The sequence below is a fragment of the Mycolicibacterium aurum genome, assembly GCF_900637195.1.
Classification (GTDB): domain Bacteria; phylum Actinomycetota; class Actinomycetes; order Mycobacteriales; family Mycobacteriaceae; genus Mycobacterium; species Mycobacterium aurum.
This window is the reverse complement of the sequence record NZ_LR134356.1, coordinates 3,943,174-3,969,548: the sequence shown is the minus strand read 5'-3', so window position 1 is coordinate 3,969,548 and position 26,375 is coordinate 3,943,174. Positions and strand designations below refer to the sequence as shown.

The following is a 26,375-nucleotide window of genomic DNA, read 5'->3' as shown; positions in this document are numbered from 1 at the left end:
GACGGCGTACCCCTCAGCCGCAGCAGGGATCGCCGCGCCAGGCGTCGACCCCCTCGCGCGCCGCGAGTGCGGCGATGCCCAGCGCGGCAACGGGATCGGCCCACGTCCAGCCGAACAGAGCGTTGAGCACCAGGCCGCCGAGAAGTACCGCCGACAGGTAGGTGCACAGCAGCGTCTGTTTGGCGTCGGCGACCGCGGAGGCGGAACCCAGCTCGCGTCCGGTGCGCCGTTGGGCGAGCGACAAGACGGGCATGATCACCAGGCTTGCCACGGCGAGCGCGATGCCGACCGTCGACGGGCGGGGCTCGCGAAGGCCCGCCAGCGAGAGCGTGGCGTCGATGGCGACGTAGCCGGCCAGCACGAAGAATGAGCACGCGATGAACCTCAACGCGGTCTTCTCGCGCACCGCAGGGTCTTTGGCGGAGAACTGCCACGCGACCGCCGCGGCCGAGGACACCTCGACGAGGGAGTCGAGGCCGAACCCGATGAGGGCCGCAGATGAGGTCCGGGTGCCCTCGGTGAGAGCGATGATCGCCTCGACGATGTTGTAGGTGATCGTCGCGGCGACGAGCAGTCGGACGCGACGGGTGAGTACGGCACGTCGGTGAACGGTGTCCGTCATCAGCAGCAGCCCTGTTCGTTGCTGTCGGGACAGCACGCTGGGTCCACATCCAGGACCAGGTCCACGAGGTCGGTCAGCGCGTGGGCGATGCGACGGTCGGTCAGCTCATAGCGGCTGCGCCTGCCCTCGGGGCTGACGGTGACGAGTCCGCACCCGCGCAGGCAGGCAAGGTGATTGGACAGGATCTGGCGCGACACTCCGATGCGGTCGGCGAGCTCGGACGGATATCCCGGACCGTCCCGCAGGATCAGCAAGATCTTCGCGCGCGTCGGATCCGAGAGGGCATATCCGAAACGGGACAGCGCGTCGCTGGACAGGACCTGCATGTTCGCAGACAGTACAGCGACACTTGTATTCAGGCAACGCTGAACTATCTAGAGTCGGCCGTCGATCCGCAGATCGGGATGCACCCAGGACGGCGATCGGCGTTCCTTGAACGCCAGGAAGCCCTCGATCGATTCGGGAGCTCCCAGGCTGGCCTGCATACCTATCCGGTCGTAAAGCCCGATGTAGTTGTCGATGCTGGACTTGATCACCGTCCGGGCTGCCGGCGCCGTGCGGCAGCACTGGCCGAGCACCTCTCGGGCCGCGTCGGCGAGGTCGTCGTGTGCCACCACCCGGGCGATCAGCCCCCAGTCGTGAGCCTCGGCGGCGGTGAGCGTGCGGCCGGTGAACATCAGGTCGCGGGTGCGGACCGGGCCGATCAGCCGCGTCAGCATGTGGCTGTAGTACGTATCGGCGATTCCGCGGTAGAGCTCGGGCACGCGGAACGTGGCCCGGTCGCTGACCACAGCGATGTCGGCGCACAGCGCGATCTGCATGCCGCCGCCCTGACACAGGCCGTTGACCGCGGCAACCACCGGCTTCACCGACTGCCGCAGGGTGTCGAACGGCAGCGCGTCCATGCCCAACGCCGAGCCGAACGTCAACCAGTTGTCGGCCCCACCGCCACCCATGTCACCGCCAGGGGCGAAGACATCGCCGGTGCCCGTGATGAGCAGCCCGGCGAGGTCCGGGTCGGTGTCGACGTGCTTGACGGCGTACTTGATGCCGAAGTACATCGCCGGGGTCATCGCGTTGCGGGCCTCCGGCCGGTCGAGCCGGCACACCCCGAACGGGCCCTCGCGGGTGAAGTGGAGGAAGGGGGTGCCGAGCCAGTCACCTTCAGGGGGGCGGGCGGGAGATGTCCCAGGGGGGCGGGCGGGAGATGTCCCAGGGGGGCGGGGTCCGGTCGTCATGTGCGGTCCTCCGCTCGTCGGGTGTCAGGACGCGTCGATGACGTCCTCGATAGCCTCACTGTAAGGCGCACAGTCGCCCGCACCGGGAACCAGAGTGGCCAGCGCGCCCGCGGCACAGGCCCGCTGCAGTGCGCGGCGCAGCCCCTCGGGCCACGTCGCGGCCAGGACGCCGGCGAACACGTCGCCGGCGCCGGTGGTGTCCACCGGCTCCACGGCAGGGGCTGCGACGTCGAACCGTTCTGCGCCGATGTGTGTGGCACCTTGAGCGCCGCGCGTGATCACCAGGTGTGGCACCCGCACACCGTCGTCGTCGAGCCAGTCGTCGGCCTCGGTCTCGTTGACGACAATGACGTCGGCCGCCGCGGCGAGGTCGGCCCGCACGGCAGGATCCAGCAAGGCAGGGGAGGCGTTGACCACGACAGTCGCCCCGGCGGACTGTCCCACGCGAGCCGCGGCGACGGCGGTATCAGGCGGAATCTCCAGCGAGATCAGCACCACGTCGGAGTCGGCCACCACGGACTGGACGCCGTGTGCGCTCATGCTCAGGTGTGCGTTCGCGCCCGGCGCCACCACGATGCAGTTCTCGGCCGCGGAGTCGACGAGGATGGCGGCCGAGCCGCTGGGTCCCGGCACCGCGACCACACCGTCGAGGCTCACGCCGTTGGCGCTGAGGTGATCGCGCAATTGGTGGGAGGCACCGTCGGTGCCCAACGCCGCGACGAGCTGCACCGTGGCGCCGGCCCGCGCGGCTGCGACCGCCTGGTTGCCGCCCTTGCCGCCCGGGGCGGAGACCAGCGAACCGGCCAGAATCGTCTGTCCGGGCCGGGGCAGCGCGTCGACCGTGAACGTCAGGTCGGCGTTGACACTGCCCACCACGCAGAGCCGGGTCGCCATAACGGTCAACGCTAGTGGGTGCGCCGGTCGACACGTGTCGAATGCCGCGGACACGTTCGATACGCTGGCCTGATGAGTGTCCAGGCCCCCGCTGTCTCCGATGTGCGCCAGCAGGTGCACGACGCTGCCCGGCGAGCCCGCGCGGCGGCACGCGAACTGGCGACACTGCGCACGGACGCGAAGAACAGTGCACTGCGCACCGCCGCCGACCACGTCTTGATGAACACGCGCGCGATCCTGGAGGCCAACCAGGCCGATCTCGATGCTGCCCGCGCCGCAGGAACTGCCACCGCGATGCTGGACCGGCTCGCGCTGGATCCCGCCCGCGTCGAAGGGATCGCCGACGGTCTGCGGCAGGTCGCCGGTCTGCCGGACCCGATCGGTGAGGTGCTGCGCGGCCGCACGCTGCCCAACGGCCTTCAACTACGTCAGCAGCGGGTGCCCCTCGGCGTCATCGGCATCGTGTACGAGGGTCGTCCGAACGTCACCGTCGACGCCTTCGGGTTGACGCTGAAGTCCGGCAACGCCGTTCTGCTGCGCGGCAGTTCGTCGGCCGCCCGCTCCAACGCAGCGTTGGTGGACGCGCTGCGGGCCGCGCTGGCCACCGAAGGTCTCGACGTCGACGCCGTGCAGCTGCTGCCCAGCCAGGACCGCACCAGCGTCACGCATCTGATCCAGGCCCGCGGGCTCGTCGATGTCGTCATCCCGCGCGGCGGAGCCGGTCTGATCGACGCCGTCGTGCGTGATGCGCAGGTGCCCACCATCGAAACGGGTGTCGGCAACTGCCATGTCTACGTTCATGAATCGGCCGACCTCGACATGGCCGAGAGCATTCTTCTGAACGCCAAGACGCGGCGGCCGAGTGTCTGCAACGCCGCGGAGTCGCTGTTGATCGACTCCGCGATCGCCGGTGCCGCCGTGCCGAGGCTGACCGATGCACTGCAGGCGGCCGGCGTCACGGTGCACGTCGACCCGTCGGAGGACGAGCTGCGTGCCGAGTTCCTCTCCATGGACATCGCGCTTCTCGTTGTCGACGGCCTGGACTCGGCGATCGACCACATCAACGAGTACGGCACGGGCCACACCGAAGCCATCGTCACGACCGATCATGCTGCTGCGCAACGATTCACCGAGCGAGTGGACGCGGCGGCGGTGATGGTGAACGCGTCGACCGCGTTCACCGACGGGGAGCAGTTCGGCTTCGGTGCCGAGATCGGCATCTCCACCCAGAAGCTGCATGCCCGTGGACCGATGGGGCTTCCCGAATTGACGTCGACCAAATGGATCGTGTGGGGCGACGGCCACACCCGTCCGGCCTAAGTCAGGAGCACAGACAATCATGACTGTCCCCGCACGTACGGTGCCGCTGTTCGCCGACATCGACGATGTCGCGCGGCGGCTGGCCGAGACCGGCTATCTGCCCGACACCGCAACGGCCACCGCGGTGTTCCTCGCCGACCGGCTCGGTAAGCCGCTGCTGGTGGAGGGTCCCGCGGGCGTCGGCAAGACCGAGCTCGCCCGCGCGATCGCCCAGGCCACCGAGTCGGAACTGGTGCGTCTGCAGTGCTACGAGGGCGTCGACGAGGCGCGCGCGCTGTACGAGTGGAATCACGCCAAGCAGATCCTGCGCATCCAGACCGGAAGCCAAGGCGGTCACGGTGACTGGGACCAGACCAAGATGGACGTGTTCTCCGAGGAATTCCTGCTGACCCGTCCCTTGCTCACCGCGATCCGGCGCACGGAGCCCACGGTGCTGCTGATCGACGAGACCGACAAGGCCGACATCGAGATCGAGGGTCTGTTGCTGGAGGTGCTCAGCGATTTCGCGGTGACGGTGCCAGAGCTCGGCACCATCACCGCCGAGCGCAGACCGCTGGTGGTGTTGACGTCGAACGCGACGCGCGAGCTGTCGGAGGCGCTCAAGCGGCGGTGTCTGTTCCTGCACATCGATTTTCCCGATCCGGACCTGGAGCGCCGCATCCTGCTGTCGCGGGTCCCGGAGCTGCCCGAGCGCCTCGCCGAGGAGCTGGTGCGCATCGTGGGGGTGCTGCGAGGTATGCAGCTCAAGAAGCTGCCGTCGGTCGCAGAGACCATCGACTGGGGCCGCACCGTGCTGGCGCTGGGCATGGACACCATCGACGACGAGTTGATCGCCGCCACGCTGGGTGTCGTGCTCAAGCACCAGTCGGACCAGACCAAGGCGGCGGGGGAGCTGAGGCTCAACTAATGCCACCTCGCCGCACCCGCCCGCCCCAGCCGTTGGCACCACACGGGATCCCCGGCCATCTGGTCGAGTTCGTGGAAGCCTTGCGCGGCCAAGGGATTTCGGTGGGTCCATCGGAAACGGTGGATGCCGGGCAGGTGATGGCCACGCTCGGGTTGGCCGACCGCGCGGTACTGCGTGAAGGGCTCGCGTGCGCGGTGCTCCGACGATCGGATCACCGCGAGACCTACGACGCGCTGTTCGACCTGTACTTTCCGGCGGCCCTGGGCGCCAGGACCTTGGTGGCCGACGAGTCCGAGGACGGCGAGGGACTTCCGCCCGAGGACATCGAGGCGTTGCGCAGCGCGCTCGTCGACATGCTGACCGACAACGAAGACATGGCCAACATCGACGAGCGGCTGGCGGCGATGATCGCCCAGATCGTCGAAGCCTACGGCCGCTACAGCTCCAGCCGCGGACCGTCCTACTCGTCCTACCAGGCGCTCAAGGCGATGAGCCTCGATGACCTGGAAGGCCGGCTGCTGGCGGGCCTGTTGGCGCCCTATGGTGACGAGCCCACCCCCACACAGGAACAGATCGCCAAAGCGATTGCCGCGCAACGCATCGCTCAACTGCGCAAGATGGTCGAAGGGGAGACCAAGCGGCGTACCGCCGAGCAACTCGGCCGCGACCATGTGCAGATGTACGGCGTGCCCCAGCTCGCCGAGAACGTCGAGTTCCTGCGGGCATCGGGTGAACAGCTGCGCCAGATGCGGCGGGTGGTCGGCCCGCTGGCGCGCACGCTGGCCACGCGGTTGGCGGCGCGCAGGCGGCGCTCACGCGCGGGCGAGATCGATCTGCGCAAGACGCTGCGCAAATCGATGTCCACCGGTGGGGTGCCCATCGACGTGGTGCTCAAGAAGCCGCACCCGGCCCGACCCGAGCTGGTCGTGCTGTGCGACGTGTCGGGTTCGGTCGCGGGCTTCAGCCACTTCACGCTGCTGCTCGTGCACGCTCTGCGCCAACAGTTCTCGCGCGTACGGGTCTTCGCCTTCATCGACACCACGGACGAGGTGACCGAGCTCTTCGGCCCGGAATCCGACCTTGCCGTCGCCGTGCAGCGCATCACCCGCGAGGCCGCCGTCTACACCCGCGACGGGCATTCCGATTATGGCCACGCGTTCTCGTCGTTCCTGGACAAGTTTCCCAACGTGCTGTCACCGCGCAGTTCACTGCTGGTCCTCGGCGACGGCCGCAACAACTACCGCAATCCGGAGACGGATCTGCTGTCGCACATGGTCAATGCCAGCAGGCACGCCCACTGGCTCAACCCCGAGCCCAAGCATCTGTGGGGCAGCGGCGATTCGGCGGTCCCGCGCTACCAGGACGTCATCACGATGCATGAGTGCCGCTCGGCCAAGCAACTGGCCTCGGTGATCGACTCCCTGCTTCCCGTCTAGGTCTGTCGTCGGCGCGAGTGTGTCGTTTCATCCGCGACGCGCCGTCGGAGGCGGATTAGGCTGCACGCTCGCGGCGACGGGCTGTGGATAACTCGGCCCAGGGCGCCTCACCCGTCGGTCGGCGTCGGCACTGTCGCCCCCATGAAGCACATCGACTCGCCGTTTCGGGCATCCGAGCAGCTGGCGGCGGGCACTCTGATCTTCCGGGAGCTGCGCCGATTCCACGAAGCCGTCCATCCGGGCGTGTGGCATCCCCGCGGTGCCGAGCTGGACGCGGTGGGCAGAGCCCGCGCGGCGTGGCTGTGGTCCGGTCGGGAAGCGGTGGTGTCGGGGCTCTCGGCCGCGGCGCTGCTGGGTGCCAAGTGGATCGAGCCCGATGCGCCGGCTCAGTTGATACACGCCAATAGGCGGCCGCCGCAGGGCATCATCGTCAGCTCTGACAGCGTGGCCGACGGCGAGGTCGTCGTGATCGCCGGGATGCCCGTGACCACCCCTGCCCGCACCGCATTCGACCTGGGCCGTCGGCTGTCCGAGCGGGAGGGTGTGCAGAGGATCGACGCGCTCATGAACGCCACCGGCCTGACCTCGGACGACATCGAGAGCGTGATGCGGCAGCACCCGGGTGCCCGGGGGATGTGCCGCCTACGCCGAACCGCCAGTCTCGTCGACGGCGGCGCGGAGTCGCCCTACGAGTCGGCGACGCGGCTGGTGGTGGTCGGCGCCGGAATTCCGGCGCCGACCACCCAGATCGCGGTGCGCGACCGGTGGGGCCGCGTCTTTGCGCGCCTGGACATGGGATGGCCGCGGTGGAAGGTGGCCGTCGAATACGACGGTGCGCAGCACTGGACCGACGGACGGCAGCGGGCGTGGGACATCGAACGCGCGGTCCTTCTGGAGGCGGCGGGATGGGTGATCATCCGGGTGGGTGCCGACCTGCTCAGACGCCGCTCCGACATGATCGTCGACCGGGTCGATACCGCTGTGCGGGCCCGCGGTGGCTGGTGAGCGTGCCGATTCATCCGCGTGCCGCGGCGTGTTGCGGATGACATGGCACGATCGAGCGGCCTAAGCCAGCGACACCGTGACCGCGCCGCCCTTCGGGTCCGCGTCGGCGACCAGCGTCCACGGCGCGCGGTAGATCCGTCCCGGCGCCGCGGGCCACGGCGTGCGCTTGGTGGCCAGCACCCGGCCGTCCTGCACGGCGCGCAGTTTCGGCAAGCGGCGGTACTCGTCGGTCCACAGCAGGAGGTCCCCACGGGCGGGTATGCCCGCTCCGGCCGCGATCCGCTGCGGCGCCACCCACCGGAACGGCTTCTCGACGACGATCCGGGTCTCGGCAGCCGTTGCAGCGAGCTCGCCGCTGCGGCCCAGCCACGTCTGCACCGCTGTGGCGACGTGCCGCCCGTCGAGCGCGGCACCGTCGGCGGTGTCCACCGGGTGCAGAAGATTGCCCACCGCGAAGACCCCGGGGCGGCTGGTTCGTAGCGCGGTATCGACGACAGGGCCCCGGGTGGCGGCGTCCATCTGCAACCCGCCGGTACGCGCAAGCTCGTGATCGGGGATCCAGTCTCCGGTGAAAATGACCGTGTCACAGTCGATGTCGCGACGCTCACCGGTGGTCAGCGATTCCACGGTGACCGATCGCACCCGATGCTTGCCGTGGACGGCTACCAGCCGACAGCCGGTCAGTACCGGACCGTCCATCAGCACACGGCCGGCGGAGCGAAACGCCGCATAGGCCTCCGCGCGGCGGTAACCGCTGACCATTGCCACTGTGGCGCAACCGGCTTCACGCAGGGTCAGCACCGCTGACCAGCTGACCAGTTCTGCGCCGACGACCACCGCTTTCGTCCCGACCTTCGTGTGATGGACGTGCACCAGGTTCTGCAGCTGGCCGGTCGTGTACACGCCGTCGGGGCGGTCGCCCGGCACCATCCGCGCCGGGCGGGGTCTCTCGCGCGCTCCCGTCGCCAGGATCACCGCGTCGGCGCTGACCGTGCGGACGCCTCGGGGTGAGGTGACCTGCATCGTGCGTTCTCCGGCCCATCCGGTGACCATCGCCTCGGTCTCGAGCACCGCGCCGGCGTCGGCGGCCATCGTGGTGAGTCTGCGGGCATACGCCGGCCCGGAGACGAACCGGTGCAGATCGCGGATGCCGTAGCCCAGATGGTCGCTGTGGCGGGGGATCCCGCCGGTATGGGCTTCCCGTTCCAGGACGAGGACCTCGCCGTCGACGAGCGGCGCCAGCGTGGCGGCGGCGGTGAGTCCGGATGGGCCACCGCCGATCACGGCGACTGCGACATGGCTCATCGCGCGGCCCCGCTCTGCAGCAGCGTCTGCGTGTGCGCCCCGCAGTAGAACCCCTGGCAGCGGCCGTTCATCACCCGGGTCCGCCGGCGCAGCCCGTCCAGATCGGCCGGCGGAATGGGGGACTGGAACGCGTCGCGGATCTCGCCCGCGCTGACCCGTTCACAGAAGCACACGATGCGGCCGTACTCCGGGTCGGCCGCCACGCGTTCGGCGTCCTGGTAGGGGCGCAGGCCCGCCTCTCCGATGTTGGGCATCCGCGGCGGCGGAGGCAGATCGTCGCGTTCGGTGACATCCACGCCCGCGTCGGCGAGCAGGCCGGCGACATACTCCGCGATCGCCATCCCGGACGTGAGCCCGGTGGAGCGGATCCCGCCGACCAGCACGTATCTCTGCTCGGCATCGAGGTCGATGAGGTAGTCGTCATGATCGGTGGAGGCACGCAGGCCCGCGTAGCTCGCGGTGATCTCATCGTCGAACAGCGTGGGCATCAACGCGCGTCCCTTGGACACCAGGAACTCGAATCCCTGCTCGGAAGTTCCTGTCGCAGTGCGGTCTTGGAGGTTCTCCGACGTCGGGCCGACCATCACGTTGCCGTAGATCGTCGGGCTCACCAGCACGCCCTTGCCGCGCGAGGACGGTACCGCCAGCACGATCAGCGGCACCAACGGCCGGGTCAGCTTGTCGAACACCAGCAGCTCGCCCCGACGTGGGACCACGGTGAAGCGGTGATACCCGAATTCGGCGTCGAGCAGGTCGGCGCCCAGCCCGGCGGCGTTGATGATCCAGCGCCCACGCACATCGCCACCGGTGGTGCGCAACGTCGTGTACTCGGGGCCGGCCACCACCTCGGTCACCCGTGCGCCGCGCAGCAGCCGGGCTCCGCGCGCGACGGCGTCGGTGGCCAGTGCCAGGTTCGTGGTCCAGGTGCAGATGATCGACTCGCCCGGCACCGTCAGCCCGGCCAGAGCACCTGGTCCGAGGTCGGGGACCCGCCGGTACACCTCGTCGGACTGGACGATGCCGCAGTCGAGGTAGCCGTTGCCTTCAGCCTTGGCTACGAGCCGCGGTAGGACGTCGGATTCTTCCTCGGTCCACGCGACCAGCATCGCCCCGGTGCGTTCGACGGGGATGCCGGTCTGCTCCGCGTAGTCGCCCAGTAAGTGGTAGCCGCGAGCGACCAGCCGTGACTCCAGTGTTCCCGGTGTGGCGTCGAAGCCGGTGTGCAGCAACGCGGTATTGGCCTTGCTGGTGCCGTCGCCGACATCGCCACGGCCCTCGACGAGCGTGACCGACAGCCGGGTGGCGGCCAGCGCCCTCGCGATCGCGGAGCCGACGATGCCCGCACCGATCACGACGACATCGGAGATCATTGCGCAGCCTCCTGAGCGAGAGTGGCTTCGGCGGCACGGCGCCAGCGGTCCAGGTAGTCAGCGGCACGCTCGTCTGACCACCGGGGTTCGAAGGTGTGCTGCGGCGACCAGGTGCCCACCGCGTCCGCCACCGAGATGTCCGGTTCGACCGCGAGGTGCGCGCACGCGGCGGCGCCGAGCGCGGTCGCGTGCGGCGACGGATACACGTCGACGGGTATCCGCGCCAGATCGGCTTGCGCCTGCATCAGCACCGTCGAGCGCGTCAGCCCACCGTCCACGCGAAGCCGGGTCAACGGCCGCCCCAGGTCGTCGGCCACCAGGTCGATGAGCGCCGTCACCTGTGCGGCGATCCCCTCGATCAGGGCCCGCACCAAGTTGCCGCGATTACTCGACAACGTCATCCCGGCAAAGGACGCGGTGGCCGCAGCATCCCACCAGGGTGCGGCCAGACCCGCCAGTGCAGGGACGCACAGTACGCCGTCGCTGGAATCTGCTGCTGCAGAGTCGATCTGGTCGGCCGAGGGTACCAGTCCGAGGTCGACGGCCCATCGGATGGCCGATGCGGCCGTATACACCTGGCCGTCGATGCAGTAGGACGTCTCGTCGCGCAGCCGCCAGGCCACCGACGTGGTGAGCCCCGACGTCGAACGCACTGGCTCGGAACCGACTTGCGCCAGCAGAAACGCGCCGGTGCCGTACGTGCATTTCGCGGAGCCCGCGTCCAGGCAGCTTTCGGCGAGCAGGGCGGCCTGTTGGTCCACGATCAGCCCGGTCACCGGCAGCGTCGAGCCGAAGACGTCCGTGCTGCCCACGATCTGGTCGCTGCCGACGATCTCCGGCAGCGCCTCGCCCGCCAGACCGAACAGCGCGAGCAGGTCGTCGTCCCAGCGCACCTCGTCCAGTGCCATCAGCAGCGAGCGGCTCGCGGTCGATGCGTCGGTGACGAAAGCGCCGCACAGGCGGTGCACGAGCCAGGTATCGGTTGTGGTCACCACGCCGTCACGGGTCAGGTGGGCGCGGATCCACGCCATCTTCGGCGCCGAGAAGTACGGATCGAGCATCAGTCCGGTACGCCGCGCGATCTCGTCGGCTCGGTCAGACATTGCGGCACAGAGTGATTCGGCGCGGCGATCCTGCCAGACGATCGCCGGGGTGAGCGGCCTGCCGCTGTCGCGGTCCCACGCGAGCACCGTCTCGCCCTGGTTGGCCAGTGCCACCGCGACGACCGGTACACCGGCAAGCTCCAGCGCACGCCTGCCTGCGGTGACGACGGACTCGTAGAGCGCCTCGGCATCCTGTTCGACCCCGCCGCCGGGGAGGTACTCCGGACGCAGCGTCACTTCGGCGGTGGCGGCGACCCGCCCGGCGGCGCCGGCCCGGATGTCGACCACGACGGCCTTCGTCCCGGAGGTGCCCTGGTCGATGGCCAGGATGTGGTGCATGGCTTGTCCTGTCACTCCCTGAGCTCGGCGTCGATCGAGTGCATGTCCGGCATCGACAATGCCTGCTTGCCGCGCCGGATGAGGAGATACGCCAGATACGCCGCGCCGATCGCAACCATCACGAGGACGTACAGCCATGCCTCCTTGAAGGCGGCGTCGCGGAACAGCGCAAGCTCGAAGGCCAGCCATACGATCGCCACCACCAGGATCGGGATCTCCCACGCCCCCAGGTCGAATTTGCCGTTCGTCGGCAGGTCTCTGCGCTTGATCAGGTACAGCACCACAGTGGAGGCGTACATGACCGCGGGTAGCAGCGTCGCGGCACCGAAGAGCGTGAACAGGGCCGTCTCGGAGTGGGCGAAGATCGCCAGGATCAGCTGCGCGAGGCAGAAGTACACCGCGGTGGCCTTCATCGGGGTGCGGAAGCGGGGGGAGATCTGGCTCCACTGCTGCCAGCCGGGGAAGCGCTCGTCTCGCGACATCGCCCACGTCAATCGCACTCCGGTGATCATGATGACCAGGCCGCAGGCGAAGATCGCGAGCACCACCATGAGGAGCAGAAGGGTGGCGACGACGGAGCCGAGCGTCTTGTCGATGACGTCCGCGATCGGCGTCCCGGACTCGGCGAGGGCCACCGGGTCGCCGGCGGCGAGGGTAACGGCGATCAGGAAGACGAAACCCAGTACGCCGGAGGCCAGGACGGCCTGCCACATGGCGCGCGGTACCACTCGCTCCGGGTCGTGGGTCTCCTCGGCGAGGTTGGCGGCCGACTCGAAGCCCACGATGGTGAAGGCGCCCAGCAGGAAGCCCAACATCCACGGCCCTGCCGAGGTCCAGTCCCCGAAGCTCCAGAAGCCTTCGCTCGGAATCGCGCCCTTGCTGAAGAGATTGGAGAAGTCCATGTCGCCGCGGACGGCGGCGACGACCAGCAGCAGCGCGGTCAGCGCCACCATCCCGATCAGCTCGAGCGTCACCAGGCTGTTGTTGACCCGCTCGGCCCACGGCGTCGAGAAGGCCACGAGCAGCGCCTGGATGGCCAGAACTCCGGCCGTCATCATCCACGCGATCGTCGGGGTGCTCTCGTAGTTCAGCAGCACGGGAAGGATCGTCGAGGCGATGGTGTAGTCGACAGCGCACACCACGACGGCCAGGAATGTGAACGAGATCCAGCCGATGATCCAGCCCAGGATCGGGTTGGCCAGCCGAGACATCCACTGGTAGTGGTAGCCGGTCACGGGGATCCGCGAGGCCAGGGCGCCGAGCACGAACGCCACGGCCAGCTGCCCGACGACGGCGATCGGCCACGTCCAGATACCCACCGGGCCGGAGCTGTTCAAGACGGCGCCGTAGGTGGTGAAGATGCCGGTCGCGATGGACACGAACGCGAACGCCACCGCGAAGGACGCGAACTTGCCGGTGCGGCGTTCCAGGGACTGTGTGTAGCCGAACTGAGCAAGGTCGGCGGCATCACTGCGTGAAGGCACGTCGGACATTCGGATCTCCATCTCCGTGGTATAGACCATGTGGTTGAACCAAAGTATCGGATGGGCGTGCCGTTACGTCAACGAAGTCACGAAGTATTTACACGCCCCATGTCCGAACCGAAGTCGACTTACGCGACTACGCTGCACTGATGCCCTCCGGCACGCCGCTGTACATGACGATCGCCGCTGACGTCCGCGACCGGATCGACACCGAACAGCTGGGCCCTCACACCCTGTTGCCGTCCGAGCGCGAGCTCGCCGAAAGGCACGGCGTCAGCCGTATGACCGCGCGGCAGGCACTGTCCCTGCTCGAGAGTGAGGGCGTGGTCTACCGCAAACCGCCGCGCGGAACGTTCGTTGCCGAGCCCCGGGTCCGGTTCCACATCGGCAGCTTCTCCGAAGAGGTGGCCCGCATGGGACGCCGCCCTGCCGCGCAGCTGCTGTGGGCCGAGCATCGGCCCGCCACTCCGGCGGTGCGGCGCGCGCTCGGACTTGCCGACGGTGCCGGAGTGCACGTTTTCCACCGGCTGCGCAGCGTCGACGACGTGCCGTTCGCGCTGGAGACGACGTTTCTGCCCGCCGAGCTCACCCCCGGGATCCTGGACGAGCCCGATGACGGTTCGTTGTGGGCGGTGCTGCGGTCGCGGTACGGGATCGAGCTTGCCCGGACGACGGCAGTGCTGGAGTCCATCGTTCTCGACGACGCGACCAGCGTGCAGCTCGGGGTGCGGGCCGGATCGGCGGGGACTCTCCTGACGCGCAGCACCGTCGACAGCGCCGGACGGTGCGTGGAGTACGCGCGCGACATCTACCGCGCCGACCGAGCGGCGTTCGAGGTGTCCGAGGTTCTGCAGACTCACAATCTGTCTGCGGTCTGAGCGCGCCCCCGCACTCCCGTAAGCTCGCTATTCGTGCAACCAGGCGGCCGACGGCAGAGAAGGCTGGGCGTGATGGGCGGAACTTTCGACCCCATCCACAACGGGCACCTCGTCGCGGCCAGCGAGGTCGCCGATCTGTTCGACCTCGACGAAGTCGTGTTCGTGCCCACCGGTCAGCCATGGCAGAAGCGCAGCCGCGTCGTCACCTCCGCCGAGGACCGCTACCTGATGACGGTGATCGCCACCGCGGCCAACCCGCGGTTCTCGGTCAGCCGGGTCGACATCGACCGGGGCGGCGCGACCTACACCAAGGACACGCTGCGCGACCTGCACGACCAGAATCCCGACGCCGACCTCTACTTCATCACCGGCGCCGACGCGCTCGCGTCGATCCTGTCGTGGCAGAACTGGGAGCAGTTGTTCGCGATCGCGCGCTTCATCGGGGTCAGCAGGCCCGGTTACGAGCTCGACGCTCAGCACATTTCAGCCGCCATGTCGGAACTGCCCGCCGATGCGCTGCACCTCGTCGAGGTGCCTGCACTGGCCATCTCGTCCACCGACTGCCGGCTTCGCGCCGAAAAGTCCCGTCCCATCTGGTATCTGGTTCCCGACGGCGTCGTCCAGTACGTCGCCAAGCGCAATCTCTACAGCAACCAGAGCCTCGTAGGTGAAGGAGTCGACCCCTGACCGCCACAGCCGAAGCCATCGAGATGGCCACCATTGCCGCGCGTGCGGCCGCGGCCAAACTCGCCGAGGACATCGTCGTCATCGACGTGTCCGGTCAACTCGTCATCACCGACTGCTTCGTGATCGCCTCCGGCAACAACGACCGCCAGGTCAACGCCATCGTGGACGAGGTCGAGGAGAAGATGCGCCAGGCCGGATACAAGCCGGCCCGCAGGGAAGGCACCCGCGAGGGACGCTGGACCCTGCTGGACTATGTCGACATCGTGGTGCACATCCAGCATCAGGATGAACGCAATTTCTACGCGCTGGACCGACTGTGGCGTGACTGCCCGACAGTTCCGATCGAGCTCGACACCCCGGATGGCGATGCGGCCGGGGACAAGGACGAGGAATGACCATTCGCCGCCTGGTCATGCTGCGGCACGGGCAGACCGAGTACAACGCGGGTAGCCGGATGCAGGGCCAACTCGACACCGATCTCAGTGACCTCGGTCGTGAACAGGCCGCATCGGCCGCCGAGGTGCTCGCCAAACGCCAACCCCTGCTCATCATCTCGTCTGATCTGCGCCGCGCACTCGATACCGCCGTCGCACTCGGCGACCGCAGCGGCCAACCCGTGAGCATCGACACCCGGCTCCGCGAGACACATCTCGGGGACTGGCAGGGGATGACGCATCTGGAGGTCGACGCGGTGGCGCCCGGTGCCAGGCTGGCCTGGCGCGACGATGCGCGGTGGGCTCCACACGGCGGGGAGAGCCGGATCGACGTCGCCGACCGCAGTATTCCGCTGGTGCGGGAGCTGGTGCAGGCACGGGGCGACTGGGGAGTCGATGATCCCGATCGCCCGGTGGTGCTGGTGGCTCACGGTGGCCTGATCGCCGCGCTGACCGCGGCCCTGCTCGGCCTGCCTGTGGACACCTGGCCGGTGCTCGGCGGGATGGGCAACGCGAGCTGGGTGCAATTGGCGGGGCACACTCGCACCGACGGTGATCCGGCATCCTTCGATGACATCCGGTGGAGACTCGACGTGTGGAACGCCTCGGCGCAGGTCGCCAACGATGTCCTCTGAGTCCACCCACGGCGCCCGCACGTTGCTCGTCTTCTGCGATTCGCTGTCCTACTACGGACCGACCGGGGGCGTGCCGGCGGACGACCCGCGAATCTGGCCGAATATCGTTGCCGGACAGCTTGGTTGGGGTGTAGAGCTGATCGGGCGGATCGGCTGGACCAGCCGGGACGTGTGGTGGGCTGCGACGCAGGACCCGCGGTCGTGGGCTGCGCTACCCAAGGCCGGTGCGGTGATCTTCGCAACCTCGGGCATGGACTCGCTGCCGTCGCCGCTGCCCACCGCGCTGCGCGAACTGATCCGGTATGTGCGGCCTCCGCGGGTACGGCGGTGGGTGCGTGACGGGTACGGATGGGTGCAACCACGGTTCTCTCCGATCGCGCGAGCTGCTCTACCGCCGCACCTGACCGTCGAGTACCTCGAAATGACGAGGGCAGCAATCGACTTCAATCGTCCGGGGATCCCGGTGGTGGCCTCGCTACCGTCGGTTCACATCGCCCCCACCTACGGGATGGCTCACCACGGCAGGCAGGGCACGGTCGCGGCGATCACCCGCTGGGCGGCTGAACACGCGGTGCCGTTGGTCGATCTGAAGGCGGCGGTGGGGGAGGAAGTGATGAGCGGTCGGGGCAATCCCGACGGGATTCACTGGAACTTCGAAGCGCATCAGGCGGTTGCCGAGCTGATGATCAAAGGTCTGGCCGAGGCGGGCGTGCAGGTTCCCGCCTCGGGAGGTTAGCGGTCTGCCATGCCGGTCGTGGTGGTCAGCGACTCGTCGTCGCGCCTGCAGCCCGACGAACGCAAGCGCTGGGACGTTCGCGAGGTGCCCCTGCATGTCCTGATCGACGGCGTGGACCTGCGGGACGGCGTCGATGACGTCCCCTTCGACATCCACGACCGTCCCAAGGTGACGACCGCGGGTGCGACCCCCGCCGAACTGGTCGAGACCTACCGGCAGGCGCTTGTCGACAGCGGTGGTGACGGGGTTGTCGCAGTACACCTTTCGGCCGCCCTGTCGAGCACCTACAGCGCCGCGGTGACGGCGGCGCGTGAATTCGGGCCGTCGGTACGGGTGGTGAATTCGCGGTCGGCGGCGATGGGCGTCGGCTTCGTCGCCACGGCCGCGGCGCGCTGCGCGAGTGCCGGTGCGGACATCGACGCGGTCGAGGCGGCTGCGCGCTCAGCGGTGTCGCGAACCCACGTCTATCTCGTCGTGCACCGGTTGGAGAATCTGCGCCGAAGTGGCCGGATTCGCACGACGGCGTCCTGGCTGGGAACCGCACTGGCGTTGAAACCGCTGCTGTGTCTGGACGTCGACGGACGGCTGGTGCTCGATCAGCGGATCCGCACAGTCACCAAGGCGCATGCGGCGATGGTGGACCGTGTCGCGGAGGTGGTGGGGAACAACGCCGCCGACATCGTCGTGCACCACGTGGACAATCACGATGCCGCCGATGAACTCGGTGCCACACTCACGCAACGGCTTCCACAGATCTCGTCCCTCACGGTGGCGGACATGGGACCACTGTTGTCGGTGCACGTCGGCGGCGGAGCGGTAGGTGTGGCGGTACGCGTGGCCACGACATGACGAAGGGGCACCCCCACCACGGGGTGCCCCTCCTTGTTGGCCGATCAGCGGGCGTCACCCGCTGTGTCCGGTCAGCGGACGTCGACGTAGTAGACGTAGCCGGTGACGGTCTGCTGGTAGGTGCGGTCGTTGAAATCGTCCTGCACGGTGCCGCGGATCGGGCCGCCCTGCTTGACGCTGACGACGTCGGCCTCCGACAGCGAGGCGTCGGAGAGCTTGTTGACGATGACCCGGTTGCCCTGGGCTTCGAGCTGGCTGATGGTGGCCCGGGCGTCGCCGTTGCCGGTGGGGGCGGCCAGCGCGGGGGCGGCCAGGCCGAGGAATCCGGCGGTCAGGGCGGCGGCTGCGGTGGCGGTGATGGTGAGGTTCTTCATGGTTCTGCTCTTCCCTTGTGTGGGTCGGAGCCGTGGAGCGTGTCTCGCGGTTTCGACTTCTGGTGGTGATGGTGGTGGTGGTGGTTCTTGGTGTTCTGATGGTGTAAACCCGCAGCTCACGCGAATAATTCCGCTGGCAGGAATTGCACGGCCCCTGGCAGTACTACACCGGTGAGACTCGGAAGCAGGGCCCCTGCATCGAATGCACGTTCGAGTGAGGGGCCCTGCCGCCGGGCCGGGCCTCAGACTGATGACCGTCCGGTGATCGGGGGGAGATCGGCGAGCGTCACGATTCCCGGTGGCGCGGCTACGACCGCTGGCACCGCGTTGGTGACCGGCATCGCGGTGTAGATCATGCCCAGGCCCATGAAGCCCGGTTCGGTCCAGTCCCTGGGCGGCAGGCAGTGCACCACGGTCCGCATGTTGGGAACGCCGAAGACCTGGACGACGTGGCCGTGCTCGAGCGGCTTCGGCGGCGTGACGTGCTCGCCCATGATCCAGTTGAAGCCGACGCTGACGACGTTGTGGTCACCGACCCAGCCGCGGTGGTAACCGTGTACGCCGGCCACCGTTCCCTCGGGGATCTGCATGAAGCCCAGATCGCTGTCGCCGGTCGCGGCGGTGAACGTCACGTCGAAGGTGATCCGGTCCAGCGTGGCCCCGATCGCATCGGCCATCATCGCGGCGGATTCGGCGAACACCTCGCTCTCCCTGCGTACGTTCTCGGCCAGTCCCGGTGTGTCGGGGTCCTGGGAGAAGCCCATCGCCGTCTGGGTGCCCGCGGATTCGTAGGTGGAACAGTCCACCGACTCGGTGATGCGGATCTCGTCGACGCGCTCGCACGCGCCGGACAGGACCATGCCCACCAGATTGCTCATCCCGGGGTGGGCGCCACTGCCGAATATGGTGGAATTGCCTGTCGCGCAGGCTTTCCGGATGCGATCCAGATCCTCGGGGGTCTGCTTGCCCCCGGTGATCCACGCCGCGCTGGAACAGACGTTGATCCCTGATTCCAGCAGGCGTACCAGCTCGTCGATGCTCGGCCAGAGCGGGTTGTAGCAGCACGCATCGGGCCGCAGCGCCACCAGTTCGTCGATGTCGTTGGTGGCCGTGATTCCGGTGGGTTCCGGCCACCCCGCGAGCTCGGCCGCATCGACGCCCACCTTGTCGGCGCCGTGGGCGAAGACGCCGACCAGTTCCATGTCGTCGCGTCCGATGATCGCGTGCAGGGATCGTCGCCCGATGTTGCCGGTGGTCCACTGAATGACGCGCAGTGGCGCGCCGGTGGTCCTGGATTCGGTGGCCTTGGCAGTCATGGGTCTCCTCGTCGAGTGTCGTTCCAGAGAGCAAGCTACTGCCTCTAAGGTGGCGGCATGAGCGACATGGGTCCGGTTGCCGACCCGGTAGCCGTCGTGACGGGCGCCAGCCGCGGAGCCGGGCTCGGCATCGCCGCGGCTCTGGCCGGCAGGGGCTGGCGGGTGTACGGCACCGGACGGTCCATCCCCGAGACGCCGTCGTGGGGCATCGGGGTGCGGGTCGACCACCGCGACGACGACGCGGTGGGGTCGCTGTTCGAGCGGGTTCACGCCGAGTGCGGTCGGCTCGATCTGCTCGTCAACAACGCCGCGGTCATCTCCGACGAACTGGTCAGCCCGAAGCCGTTCTGGGAGAAGCCCCGCGATCTGGCCGACGTCCTGGACGTCGGGCTCCGTTCGTCCTATGTCGCCTCGTGGCACGCGGCCCCCCTGCTGGCCGCGCAGCGGCGCGGCCTGATCGTGTTCACCTCGTCGCCCGGCGCCGTCTGCTACATGCACGGGCCCGCCTACGGCGCGCAGAAGGCCGGAGTCGACAAGATGGCCGCCGACATGGCGGTCGACTTCGGTGGTACCGGTGTGGCATCGGTGTCGCTCTGGATGGGCATCCTGCTGACCGAGAAGTTGCGGTCTGCGTTCGACGGCAACCCGGACGCGCTCGACGCGTTCGCCGCGCAGGCCGAGACGCCGGAGTTCACCGGCCACGTCATCGACGCGCTGTTCCGGGACCCTGACCTGTCCGCGGTCAGCGGTCACACCCTGATCTCGGCCGAATTGGCGGCGCGCTATGGAATCACCGACGACGGGGGGCGTACACCACCGTCGCACCGGGAAATGCTGGGATCGCCAAGGGAACCGAGCTCTGTCGTCATCCGCTGACCCCTAGGGGCAGATCAGCCCCCACAGCTCGTTCGCGCCCGCAGCCGTCGCCATGTCGGTCAGCCGGGCGTCCCAGTAGCGCACCGACCCGTACTCCGAGCGCCACGCCAGTGCGGCACGGGTGAATTCGTGTAGCCGGTGCTCGCGGGTGGTCCCGATCGCCCCGTGTACCTGGTGCGCGTTGCGCACGACGACCGATGCGGCGTGCCCGGCACATGACCGCGCCACTGCGACAAGGAAGTCCAGCTGTGGGGCACGCCAGTCGCCGGCCACGGCGACCGACAGCGCGGACTCGGTGGCCGATCGCGCGAGGGCAGCCTCGGAGGCGATGTCGGCGATCTGGTGCTGTACCGCCTGAAACTTCGCCAGTGGCCGGCCGAATTGCTCCCGCGACCTAGCGTGCTCGATCGAGAGTTCCAGCGCCCTGTCCAACGCTGCGCAGATCTGGATGGACCGCACCATCGCTGATTTGAGCCGCAGCTGGTCGACCAGCTCCGAGGGGACGGCGACCCCCCGCAGTGATGCGGTGTCCACCGCGACGTGGTCTCGGGGTTCACCGATCATGTTGGATCCCGGCGTGATTCGCACTTCGTCGGCGGCCAGATCGGCCGCGACGTAGGCGTCGCCGTCCGCCCAGAGCGCGACGATTCGTTCGGCCTGTGAGGCCCACGGTACCGCGTCGGCGTGGCCGCGCCCGTCGAGCAGGCACACGGTGCGCGGCGCGCCGTCACAGAGGACGCCGACCGCGTCGAGGACAGGGCAGGCCAACAAATCGTGTTCGGCCAACGGAATCCGTACGGCGTGCCGCACAGCGGCGGACAACAGCTCGGCGGCTTCACGCCAGCTCGCACCGCTTCCGCCGGAGTCCTCGGATCCGGTGAGACGCACCAGGCCCAGCCCGTCCAGTCGCCCCCACAGGTCGGTGTCGCGGCCGTGCTCGGCGAACACCGCGTCCATCATGTCGGCCAGTGCCGCATCCACTCCCGGCGTCGTCACCGGATCCCCAGCCCGCGTGCGATGACCCCGCGCAATACCTCGTTCGTACCGCCGCGCAGCGTGAAGCCGGGTCGCTGGTCGACCGCGGCCGACGCCGCGGCGCAGAATTCCGGCCCGACAGCGCTGTCGGCGGCCAGATGCGCGAACTCGGCGATGTCGCCTTCGGCGGTGGTGCCCAGAACCTTCACGACCGCCGCAGCCACGTCGGCGGGTTCGTGGCGGTCCAACGCGCCTGCCACCGCCGACGACATGTGATGCAGCCCTGCGATCCGTGCCACCAGGCGGCCCAGGTCATCGTTTCGTGCGATGCGCTGTGCGGCCATGGTTTCCGCGCACAGGTCCAGTAGCACGAATGTGGACAGGAACCGCTCGGGTCCGCTGCGTTCGAAGGCCAGCTCCGAGGTGACCTGTTGCCAGCCCTCGCCGATCGTCCCGAACACCATGTCGTCGGGCACGAACGCTCCGTCGAGGATCACCTCGTTGAAATGGTGCGCACCGTTCATCGACACGATCGGCCGGATCTCGACACCGGGGCCGCGTAGATCGACGATGAACTGGCTCAAACCGGCATGCCGGTGCGCCGGATCCACCGCCTCGGTCCGGACGAGGGCGATGAACGCATGCGCAAGGTGAGCGCCCGACGTCCACACCTTGGTGCCGGTCAGCACCCACCCGCCGTCGACTCGTTCGGCTCGCGTGCGCACGCTGGCCAGGTCGGATCCCGAATCCGGTTCACTCATCCCGATCCCGAAGAAGCATTCACCGCGCGCGATCTTCGGGAGGAACTCTTCTTTCTGGAAGTCCGTGCCGTACTTGAGAAGCGACGGCACGATCTGCCTGTCGGCGATCCAGTGTGCCGCCACCGGCGCACCCGCAGCCAGGAGTTCCTCCGTGACGACGAATCGTTCCAGCGAGGACCGTCCGTGTCCGCCGTATTCGACGGGCACCGTCATGCCGAGCCAGCCGCGCTCGGCCAACGCGGCGGTGAAAGTCTCGTCCCACCGGGACAGCCATGCGTCCGCGGCGGGGGTGAACGCACCCGCGGCACGGTGCTCGGCCAGGAACCGGCGAACCTCGCCGCGCAACTCCGTGGCGGAGGCCGTGTCGACGGTGCTCGGGGGTATCAATCGGGCTGAGGTCATCAGTCTCCCTGCTGTCCCTTGGTGACCGAGGCCTCCTCGGCGGGTGGCTGCTCAGCTGTGTCCTGCTCGACGACGTCGGCCGCACGTTCTGTCTCGGGCAGCGTCAGCGCGAGGCCGAGCGCAGCGACGAACGCCGCCGTCAGTGTTCCGCCGAGGTAGTGGTTCATCGGACCGCCGGGGGAGATGAAGCTGCCCGCCGGGCCGATGATCGTGATGGTCTCGATCAGCTGCTCCACCGTGAACACCGCGGCCGTCGTGCCGAGCCACCGCGGCAGGCGACCCTCGTTGGCGCTCAACAGGATCGGGACTGCCACCAGGATGTGCGCAATCGTGGCGACGGGCAGCCACATCGCGCCGATGTCCTCGATGGCCAGGGCGGTGCCCACCGTCACCTGACCCGGGCGAAGTGCCGGGCCCGCGGTGAACCAGATCGCGGCGCACAGTTGGGCGACGGTCAGCGCCGAGCCGATCGTGAACAGGTATGCAGGCGGACCGGTCAGCCCATCGCGGGCGAACGCGAGGACGACCACGAGCGCCAGTGCGGCGAACGCCAGGAGCAGGCCCTGGACGCGGATGATTCCGGGATCGCTGCCGGGCAGGGCCGGCAGCACCAGGACGGCGGTCGCGTAGAGCACCGCGAACGCGATACCTGCGATCATCGGGGCTCGACGGTTCATATCAGAGAGCAATGGTAGTCACCTCTGTCCCCAACCCCTCGTCCATCCCCAGGAGGCGGGGATCGGCCATGATTCGGCGGGGAAGGGTCGGCGGTCGCGCCTACCGTCGCCGCATGTCCACCGAACTATCCGCCGAGCGGTTACGCCGGCGCCTCGGAGGTGACGGCGACGCCGATGCCGACGGCGAGGATCCGCCCGACACCACGCTGTCGAGGTGGCTGCCTGCCGCCACGTCGGGCGGTCCGGCCGGTTGGGTGTCGAAGATCCGTGCCGACCCGGGCCGTGCGGGCGTGGTGGCGCTCGGCGTCATCGGTGCCGTCGCCGTGCTGGTGACGGTGCTGACGTTGATCCGGGACAGCCCGCCGGCCGTGGTATCGGCCAAACTCCCGCCGGTGGAGATGGTGTCGTCGGCGGCTCCTACGGCCGGTTCGGTTCCGGCGGGGCCGGCCGATCCGGTGGTGGTCAGTGTGGTCGGACTGGTGCACACCCCGGGGTTGGTCACTCTGGTGTCGGGCGCCCGGGTCGCCGATGCGCTCGACGCCGCAGGGGGAGCTCTCGACGGGGCTGATGTGCTCGGCCTGAACATGGCGCGGCGGGTCGCCGATGGTGAACAGATCGTCGTGGGTATCGATGCCCCGCCGGGACAGCCCGCGGAAATGGGTAGCTCCATCGTGTCGGAAGCCGAACCGCGCAGCGCCGGCAACCCAACCGAGACTCCCACGGCTGCAACGGGTCTCATCGACCTTAATGCAGCGACTGTCGACCAGCTCGACACATTGCCCGGAATCGGACCCGTGACCGCGGCGGCGATCATCGCGTGGCGGGACGCCAACGGCCCGTTCCAGAGCGTGGACCAACTCGGGGATGTCGACGGCATCGGCCCGGCGCGGCTGGACAAACTGCGCGACCTCGTCCGGGTGTGAGGGTGTGGACCTGCGACTGGTCCCGGCGGCACTGACCTGTTGGGCGGTCACCGCGGCGGGGATCTTCTGGTCGGTGGGCGCGGCCATGGCGACGGTCGCTGTCGCGGTGGCCGCGACCGTCGCTGCGGCGTGGTGGGGGACACGCCAGGGCAGGACCGCACTCGACCGCAGGGCGCTCGCGGCAGCCGTGGCGGGGGTCGCACTCGTCGGCGGTTGCTTCGCCGCCGCCGTCGCCGTACGGGTCGACGCGGCCCGGCACCACCCGATCACCCGCCATTTCGGCACCGTTGCCGCGGTGACGGTGATCCCTGCGGAGACGCCTCGGGTTCTGGACGGGGCCCGGACGATGATCCGTGGCTCCCTGGTGGCGCTCGACGGTGCTGAATCGTCGGGCGACGTCGTCGTCTTCGCGTCAGGGGCCGGCTACACCAGGCTCACGGCCGGGCAGCCGGCGGCATTCCGTGCCCAGATCAGTCGTCCGACGCGGCGCGATCTGACGGTCGCTGTCCTCTCGGCCCGCGGCGAGCCCGTCAGCGGGGAGGCGGCCCCGATTCATCAGGCCGCCCACCGCCTGCGCGCGCGGTTCGCCGATGCCGCCCGGCTTGCGTTGCCCACGGACCAGGCTGCGATGCTGCCCGCCCTGGTCCTCGGCGACACGTCGGCGGTGCCCGCCCTGGTGACCGCACAGTTTCGCGAGTCCGGCCTGACTCATCTGACCGCGGTCTCGGGGGCGAACGTGACGATTGTGTGCGGCGCAGTGCTGTTGTCGGCGGTGCTGGTGGGACCACGGGCCGCCGTCGGGCTGGCGGCGGTGACGTTGATCGCGTTCGTCGTGGTGGTGCAGCCGTCACCCAGCGTTCTGCGGGCTGCGGTGATGGGGGCGATCACGCTGCTCGCCGTGCTGTCGCACCGTCGGCGGCAGGCGCTGCCCGCGTTGTCGGCGACGGTGATCGCACTGATGATCGGAGCGCCCGAGCTCGCCGTCGACGCCGGTTTCGCACTGTCGGTGTCGGCCACCGCAGCGTTGATCGTGGTGGCTCCGGTCTGGTCTCGGCGGCTCGCCGATCGGGGCTGGCCCCGTCCGCTCGCGGCCGCGGTGAGCGTGGCAGTGGCGGCGCAGTTGGTCACGGCACCGCTGGTGGCGGCCATCTCGGGATCGGTGAGCGTGGTGGCGGTCGTCGCCAATCTGGTCGTCGCGCCGGTGATCCCGCCGATCACGGTGATCGGAACCGCGGCGGCCGCGCTGTGCGCGCTCTGGCCGGCGGGTGCCCAGGTGCTGATCCGTTTCACCGGACCGGAGGTGTGGTGGCTGCTGACGGTGGCCCGCTGGGCCGCGCGGATGCCCGCAGCGTCTGTTGCCGTGCCGTCGGGTCCTGTCGGGGTGCTGACGGTAAGTGTCGGTGCGCTGGTCGTTGCGGCGGTGTGGCATTGGGCGGTGTCGTCGCGACGTGACACGATCGTGCGGTGAGTCAAGCGACGGGTCTGCACCTGATCCTGGGTGACGAGGAGCTACTGGTCGAGCGTGCCGTGGCCGACGTGCTGCGCACGGCACGCGCCTCGGCAGGCACCAGCGATGTGCCCGTGGACCGGCTCCGTGCCGGCGAGGTCAGTGTCAGCGAACTCGCCGAGCTGCTGAGCCCGTCGCTGTTCGCCGACGAGCGGGTGGTGGTCCTCGAATCGGCGGCCGACGCAGGTAAAGATGCGGTGGCGCTGATCCAGTCGGCGGCCGCCGATCTTCCCGACGGCACGCTGCTCGTAGTCATCCACTCCGGCGGCGGCCGCGCCAAGGCGCTGGCCGACCACCTCAAGAAGCTGGGTGCCGAGGTGCACCCGTGTGCGCGGATCGCCAAGGCAGCCGAGCGCGCCGATTTCGTCCGCAAGGAATTCCGGTCGTTGCGGGTGAAGGTCGACGAGGCGACGGTCACCGCGGTGCTCGACGCCGTGGGTTCCGACATCCGGGAGCTGGCGTCGGCGTGCTCGCAGCTGGTGGCCGACACCGGCGGCTCGGTGGACGCGGCGGCAGTCCGTCGCTATCACTCCGGCCGGGCCGAGGTGAAGGGCTTCGACATCGCCGACAAGGCGGTCACCGGCGACGTCGCGGGTGCGGCGGAGTCGTTGCGCTGGGCGATGATGGCAGGCGAACCGCTGGTGGTGCTTGCCGATGCGCTGGCGGAGGCGGTGCACACCATTGCGCGGGTGGCGCCGCTGTCCGGAGATCCGTACCGGTTGGCGGGCGAGCTGGGCATGCCGCCGTGGCGGGTGCAGAAGGCGCAGAAGCAGGCGCGGCGCTGGTCGCGGGATTCGGTGGCCGCTGCGCTGCAGCTGGTGGCGGCGCTCAACGCCGACGTCAAAGGAGCGGCGGCGGACCCGGACTACGCGGTGGAGAGAGCGGTCCGTCGGGTCGCGGAGCTGGCCAGCGACTGATGGTACGGAGCTGGCCACCGACTGATGGCACGGATCTGGCCGCCGACTAGCGCGGCGGCCAGGACAGACTCAGATCTTGTGCAGGGCCTTGGCCAGCGCCGACTTGCGGTTGGCGGCCTGGTTCTTGTGAATGACGCCCTTGCTGGCGGCTTTGTCCAGCTTGCGGCTGGTGGAGACCAGCAGCTCGCCCGCCTTGTCCTTGTCGCCGGCCTCGATGGCCTCCCGGAATCCGCGGACCGCCGTGTGCAGCGACGACTTCACCGACTTGTTGCGCACCCTGCGGCGCTCGTTGGTGAGGATCCGCTTCTGCTGCGACTTGATGTTGGCCACGCGTGTATTCCTTCTAAACGTCGACTGGAGTTACTTGAGTCTGTGGGCGCCGCGCACGGGCGGCAGCGACTGTTC

The 26,375-nt window shown here is 68.9% G+C and carries 28 protein-coding genes; 14 read left to right on the top strand and 14 right to left on the bottom strand.

Annotated features, from left to right (window positions below):
* Positions 1-13: 13 nt before the first annotated feature.
* The 4 genes from EL337_RS18490 to EL337_RS18475 are packed head-to-tail and all read right to left on the bottom strand — an operon-like array spanning position 14 to position 2,754.
* A complete protein-coding gene (locus tag EL337_RS18490; RefSeq protein WP_048633196.1) occupies positions 14-622 on the bottom strand; it encodes a cation efflux transmembrane domain-containing protein in 609 nt (202 codons plus the stop codon).
* The gene (locus EL337_RS18485) at positions 622-948 is read right to left on the bottom strand and encodes an ArsR/SmtB family transcription factor (RefSeq protein ID WP_048633197.1); all 327 of its coding nucleotides are present in this window, start codon (positions 946-948) and stop codon (positions 622-624) included. Before EL337_RS18485 ends, EL337_RS18490 begins: the two co-directional genes overlap by 1 nt.
* 48 nt (positions 949-996) lie before the next feature.
* Complete coding sequence (locus EL337_RS18480; RefSeq protein WP_048633198.1) at positions 997-1,860, bottom strand: enoyl-CoA hydratase/isomerase family protein; 864 nt, start codon at positions 1,858-1,860, stop codon at positions 997-999.
* 24 nt (positions 1,861-1,884) lie between these two features.
* Complete coding sequence (locus EL337_RS18475; protein ID WP_048633199.1) at positions 1,885-2,754, bottom strand: ribokinase; 870 nt, start codon at positions 2,752-2,754, stop codon at positions 1,885-1,887.
* A gap of 72 nt (positions 2,755-2,826) precedes the next feature.
* On the opposite strand from EL337_RS18475, the gene EL337_RS18470 reads away from it, so the two are divergent.
* The 4 genes from EL337_RS18470 (at position 2,827) to EL337_RS18455 (ending at position 7,422) form a co-directional block, all read left to right on the top strand.
* Positions 2,827-4,074 (top strand): glutamate-5-semialdehyde dehydrogenase, encoded by a 1,248-nt coding sequence (locus EL337_RS18470; protein ID WP_048633200.1) that lies wholly within the window; start codon positions 2,827-2,829, stop codon positions 4,072-4,074.
* 19 nt (positions 4,075-4,093) lie between these two features.
* A complete protein-coding gene (locus EL337_RS18465; RefSeq protein ID WP_048633201.1) occupies positions 4,094-4,981 on the top strand; it encodes an AAA family ATPase in 888 nt (295 codons plus the stop codon).
* The gene (locus tag EL337_RS18460) at positions 4,981-6,417 is read left to right on the top strand and encodes a vWA domain-containing protein (RefSeq protein WP_048633202.1); all 1,437 of its coding nucleotides are present in this window, start codon (positions 4,981-4,983) and stop codon (positions 6,415-6,417) included. The genes EL337_RS18465 and EL337_RS18460 overlap by 1 nt, the downstream gene beginning before the upstream one ends.
* Positions 6,418-6,558: 141 nt before the next feature.
* The gene (locus EL337_RS18455; RefSeq protein ID WP_048633203.1) at positions 6,559-7,422 is read left to right on the top strand and encodes an endonuclease domain-containing protein; all 864 of its coding nucleotides are present in this window, start codon (positions 6,559-6,561) and stop codon (positions 7,420-7,422) included.
* 60 nt (positions 7,423-7,482) lie between these two features.
* Here EL337_RS18455 and EL337_RS18450 read toward each other — a convergent pair whose 3' ends face one another.
* Genes EL337_RS18450 through EL337_RS18435 form a run of 4 tightly spaced genes read right to left on the bottom strand, consistent with a single transcriptional unit; the run spans position 7,483 to position 13,032 of the window.
* The gene (locus EL337_RS18450; RefSeq protein ID WP_048633204.1) at positions 7,483-8,727 is read right to left on the bottom strand and encodes an NAD(P)/FAD-dependent oxidoreductase; all 1,245 of its coding nucleotides are present in this window, start codon (positions 8,725-8,727) and stop codon (positions 7,483-7,485) included.
* Complete coding sequence (locus tag EL337_RS18445) at positions 8,724-10,097, bottom strand: NAD(P)/FAD-dependent oxidoreductase (RefSeq protein ID WP_048633205.1); 1,374 nt, start codon at positions 10,095-10,097, stop codon at positions 8,724-8,726. Before EL337_RS18445 ends, EL337_RS18450 begins: the two co-directional genes overlap by 4 nt.
* Positions 10,094-11,539, bottom strand: coding sequence for an FGGY family carbohydrate kinase (locus tag EL337_RS18440; RefSeq protein ID WP_048633206.1), 1,446 nt, complete (start codon positions 11,537-11,539; stop codon positions 10,094-10,096). Before EL337_RS18440 ends, EL337_RS18445 begins: the two co-directional genes overlap by 4 nt.
* 11 nt (positions 11,540-11,550) lie before the next feature.
* On the bottom strand, positions 11,551-13,032 hold the full coding sequence (locus tag EL337_RS18435; RefSeq protein ID WP_048633332.1) for an amino acid permease: 1,482 nt from the start codon (positions 13,030-13,032) through the stop codon (positions 11,551-11,553).
* Positions 13,033-13,172: 140 nt separating this feature from the next.
* On the opposite strand from EL337_RS18435, the gene EL337_RS18430 reads away from it, so the two are divergent.
* The 6 genes from EL337_RS18430 to EL337_RS18405 all read left to right on the top strand — a co-directional run bounded on the left by EL337_RS18430 (position 13,173) and on the right by EL337_RS18405 (position 17,242).
* The gene (locus EL337_RS18430) at positions 13,173-13,901 is read left to right on the top strand and encodes a GntR family transcriptional regulator (RefSeq protein ID WP_048633207.1); all 729 of its coding nucleotides are present in this window, start codon (positions 13,173-13,175) and stop codon (positions 13,899-13,901) included.
* 72 nt (positions 13,902-13,973) lie between these two features.
* A complete protein-coding gene (gene nadD, locus EL337_RS18425; protein WP_048633208.1) occupies positions 13,974-14,588 on the top strand; it encodes a nicotinate-nucleotide adenylyltransferase in 615 nt (204 codons plus the stop codon).
* A complete protein-coding gene (gene rsfS / locus EL337_RS18420; RefSeq protein ID WP_048633209.1) occupies positions 14,585-14,983 on the top strand; it encodes a ribosome silencing factor in 399 nt (132 codons plus the stop codon). Before nadD ends, rsfS begins: the two co-directional genes overlap by 4 nt.
* On the top strand, positions 14,980-15,657 hold the full coding sequence (gene gpgP, locus EL337_RS18415; RefSeq protein ID WP_048633210.1) for a glucosyl-3-phosphoglycerate phosphatase: 678 nt from the start codon (positions 14,980-14,982) through the stop codon (positions 15,655-15,657). The genes rsfS and gpgP overlap by 4 nt, the downstream gene beginning before the upstream one ends.
* Positions 15,647-16,393: a diglucosylglycerate octanoyltransferase gene (gene octT / locus EL337_RS18410; RefSeq protein WP_048633211.1), complete on the top strand. Its 747-nt coding sequence runs from the start codon at positions 15,647-15,649 to the stop codon at positions 16,391-16,393. The genes gpgP and octT overlap by 11 nt, the downstream gene beginning before the upstream one ends.
* Positions 16,394-16,402: 9 nt before the next feature.
* Positions 16,403-17,242, top strand: a complete 840-nt coding sequence (locus EL337_RS18405; RefSeq protein WP_048633212.1) for a DegV family protein — start codon at positions 16,403-16,405, stop codon at positions 17,240-17,242.
* 71 nt (positions 17,243-17,313) lie between these two features.
* Here the strand turns inward: EL337_RS18405 and EL337_RS18400 are convergent, their stop codons facing one another.
* Together EL337_RS18400 and EL337_RS18395 are read right to left on the bottom strand one after the other, a co-directional pair.
* Complete coding sequence (locus tag EL337_RS18400; protein ID WP_048633213.1) at positions 17,314-17,616, bottom strand: hypothetical protein; 303 nt, start codon at positions 17,614-17,616, stop codon at positions 17,314-17,316.
* Positions 17,617-17,858: 242 nt separating this feature from the next.
* Positions 17,859-18,932: an NAD(P)H-dependent amine dehydrogenase family protein gene (locus EL337_RS18395; RefSeq protein ID WP_048633112.1), complete on the bottom strand. Its 1,074-nt coding sequence runs from the start codon at positions 18,930-18,932 to the stop codon at positions 17,859-17,861.
* Between the two features lie 66 nt (positions 18,933-18,998).
* Between EL337_RS18395 and EL337_RS18390 the strand changes: the two genes are divergently transcribed.
* A complete protein-coding gene (locus EL337_RS18390; protein ID WP_370737169.1) occupies positions 18,999-19,808 on the top strand; it encodes an SDR family NAD(P)-dependent oxidoreductase in 810 nt (269 codons plus the stop codon).
* 3 nt (positions 19,809-19,811) lie between these two features.
* Here the strand turns inward: EL337_RS18390 and EL337_RS18385 are convergent, their stop codons facing one another.
* The 3 genes from EL337_RS18385 to EL337_RS18375 are packed head-to-tail and all read right to left on the bottom strand — an operon-like array spanning position 19,812 to position 22,605.
* Entirely contained in the window at positions 19,812-20,768 is a 957-nt protein-coding gene (locus tag EL337_RS18385) for an acyl-CoA dehydrogenase family protein (protein ID WP_048633171.1), read from the bottom strand.
* Positions 20,769-20,800: 32 nt separating this feature from the next.
* The gene (locus EL337_RS18380) at positions 20,801-21,946 is read right to left on the bottom strand and encodes an acyl-CoA dehydrogenase family protein (RefSeq protein WP_048633110.1); all 1,146 of its coding nucleotides are present in this window, start codon (positions 21,944-21,946) and stop codon (positions 20,801-20,803) included.
* Positions 21,946-22,605, bottom strand: a complete 660-nt coding sequence (locus tag EL337_RS18375) for a hypothetical protein (protein ID WP_048633109.1) — start codon at positions 22,603-22,605, stop codon at positions 21,946-21,948. Before EL337_RS18375 ends, EL337_RS18380 begins: the two co-directional genes overlap by 1 nt.
* A gap of 131 nt (positions 22,606-22,736) precedes the next feature.
* On the opposite strand from EL337_RS18375, the gene EL337_RS18370 reads away from it, so the two are divergent.
* Genes EL337_RS18370 through holA form a run of 3 tightly spaced genes read left to right on the top strand, consistent with a single transcriptional unit; the run spans position 22,737 to position 25,970 of the window.
* Complete coding sequence (locus EL337_RS18370; RefSeq protein ID WP_048633108.1) at positions 22,737-23,546, top strand: ComEA family DNA-binding protein; 810 nt, start codon at positions 22,737-22,739, stop codon at positions 23,544-23,546.
* 4 nt (positions 23,547-23,550) lie between these two features.
* Positions 23,551-25,014 carry a ComEC/Rec2 family competence protein gene (locus EL337_RS18365; protein WP_048633107.1) on the top strand — a complete coding sequence of 488 codons (1,464 nt, stop codon included), beginning with the start codon at positions 23,551-23,553 and terminating at the stop codon, positions 25,012-25,014.
* Entirely contained in the window at positions 25,011-25,970 is a 960-nt protein-coding gene (gene holA, locus EL337_RS18360; protein WP_048633106.1) for a DNA polymerase III subunit delta, read from the top strand. Before EL337_RS18365 ends, holA begins: the two co-directional genes overlap by 4 nt.
* A gap of 69 nt (positions 25,971-26,039) precedes the next feature.
* On the opposite strand, the gene rpsT is transcribed toward holA, so the two are convergent.
* Positions 26,040-26,300 (bottom strand): 30S ribosomal protein S20, encoded by a 261-nt coding sequence (gene rpsT / locus EL337_RS18355; protein WP_048633105.1) that lies wholly within the window; start codon positions 26,298-26,300, stop codon positions 26,040-26,042.
* Positions 26,301-26,375 lie beyond the last annotated feature (75 nt).

Bases quoted from the DNA above. Each gene is read 5' to 3' on its own strand.
- EL337_RS18460 (WP_048633202.1), top strand. From the start codon at position 4,981: ATGCCACCTCGCCGCACCCGCCCGCCCCAGCCGTTGGCACCACACGGG.
- gpgP (WP_048633210.1), top strand. From the start codon at position 14,980: ATGACCATTCGCCGCCTGGTCATGCTGCGGCACGGGCAGACCGAGTAC.
- EL337_RS18485 (WP_048633197.1), bottom strand. From the start codon at position 948: ATGCAGGTCCTGTCCAGCGACGCGCTGTCCCGTTTCGGATATGCCCTC.
- EL337_RS18395 (WP_048633112.1), bottom strand. From the start codon at position 18,932: ATGACTGCCAAGGCCACCGAATCCAGGACCACCGGCGCGCCACTGCGC.
- EL337_RS18475 (WP_048633199.1), bottom strand. From the start codon at position 2,754: ATGGCGACCCGGCTCTGCGTGGTGGGCAGTGTCAACGCCGACCTGACG.
- EL337_RS18435 (WP_048633332.1), bottom strand. From the start codon at position 13,032: ATGTCCGACGTGCCTTCACGCAGTGATGCCGCCGACCTTGCTCAGTTC.
- EL337_RS18380 (WP_048633110.1), bottom strand. From the start codon at position 21,946: ATGACCTCAGCCCGATTGATACCCCCGAGCACCGTCGACACGGCCTCC.
- octT (WP_048633211.1), top strand. From the start codon at position 15,647: ATGTCCTCTGAGTCCACCCACGGCGCCCGCACGTTGCTCGTCTTCTGC.
- EL337_RS18480 (WP_048633198.1), bottom strand. From the start codon at position 1,860: ATGACGACCGGACCCCGCCCCCCTGGGACATCTCCCGCCCGCCCCCCT.
- EL337_RS18370 (WP_048633108.1), top strand. From the start codon at position 22,737: ATGTCCACCGAACTATCCGCCGAGCGGTTACGCCGGCGCCTCGGAGGT.
- EL337_RS18470 (WP_048633200.1), top strand. From the start codon at position 2,827: ATGAGTGTCCAGGCCCCCGCTGTCTCCGATGTGCGCCAGCAGGTGCAC.
- EL337_RS18405 (WP_048633212.1), top strand. From the start codon at position 16,403: ATGCCGGTCGTGGTGGTCAGCGACTCGTCGTCGCGCCTGCAGCCCGAC.
- EL337_RS18400 (WP_048633213.1), bottom strand. From the start codon at position 17,616: ATGAAGAACCTCACCATCACCGCCACCGCAGCCGCCGCCCTGACCGCC.
- EL337_RS18465 (WP_048633201.1), top strand. From the start codon at position 4,094: ATGACTGTCCCCGCACGTACGGTGCCGCTGTTCGCCGACATCGACGAT.
- EL337_RS18440 (WP_048633206.1), bottom strand. From the start codon at position 11,539: ATGCACCACATCCTGGCCATCGACCAGGGCACCTCCGGGACGAAGGCC.
- EL337_RS18490 (WP_048633196.1), bottom strand. From the start codon at position 622: ATGACGGACACCGTTCACCGACGTGCCGTACTCACCCGTCGCGTCCGA.
- EL337_RS18385 (WP_048633171.1), bottom strand. From the start codon at position 20,768: ATGATGGACGCGGTGTTCGCCGAGCACGGCCGCGACACCGACCTGTGG.
- nadD (WP_048633208.1), top strand. From the start codon at position 13,974: ATGGGCGGAACTTTCGACCCCATCCACAACGGGCACCTCGTCGCGGCC.
- EL337_RS18455 (WP_048633203.1), top strand. From the start codon at position 6,559: ATGAAGCACATCGACTCGCCGTTTCGGGCATCCGAGCAGCTGGCGGCG.
- EL337_RS18450 (WP_048633204.1), bottom strand. From the start codon at position 8,727: ATGAGCCATGTCGCAGTCGCCGTGATCGGCGGTGGCCCATCCGGACTC.
- EL337_RS18445 (WP_048633205.1), bottom strand. From the start codon at position 10,097: ATGATCTCCGATGTCGTCGTGATCGGTGCGGGCATCGTCGGCTCCGCG.
- EL337_RS18375 (WP_048633109.1), bottom strand. From the start codon at position 22,605: ATGATCGCAGGTATCGCGTTCGCGGTGCTCTACGCGACCGCCGTCCTG.
- EL337_RS18430 (WP_048633207.1), top strand. From the start codon at position 13,173: ATGCCCTCCGGCACGCCGCTGTACATGACGATCGCCGCTGACGTCCGC.
- EL337_RS18390 (WP_370737169.1), top strand. From the start codon at position 18,999: ATGGGTCCGGTTGCCGACCCGGTAGCCGTCGTGACGGGCGCCAGCCGC.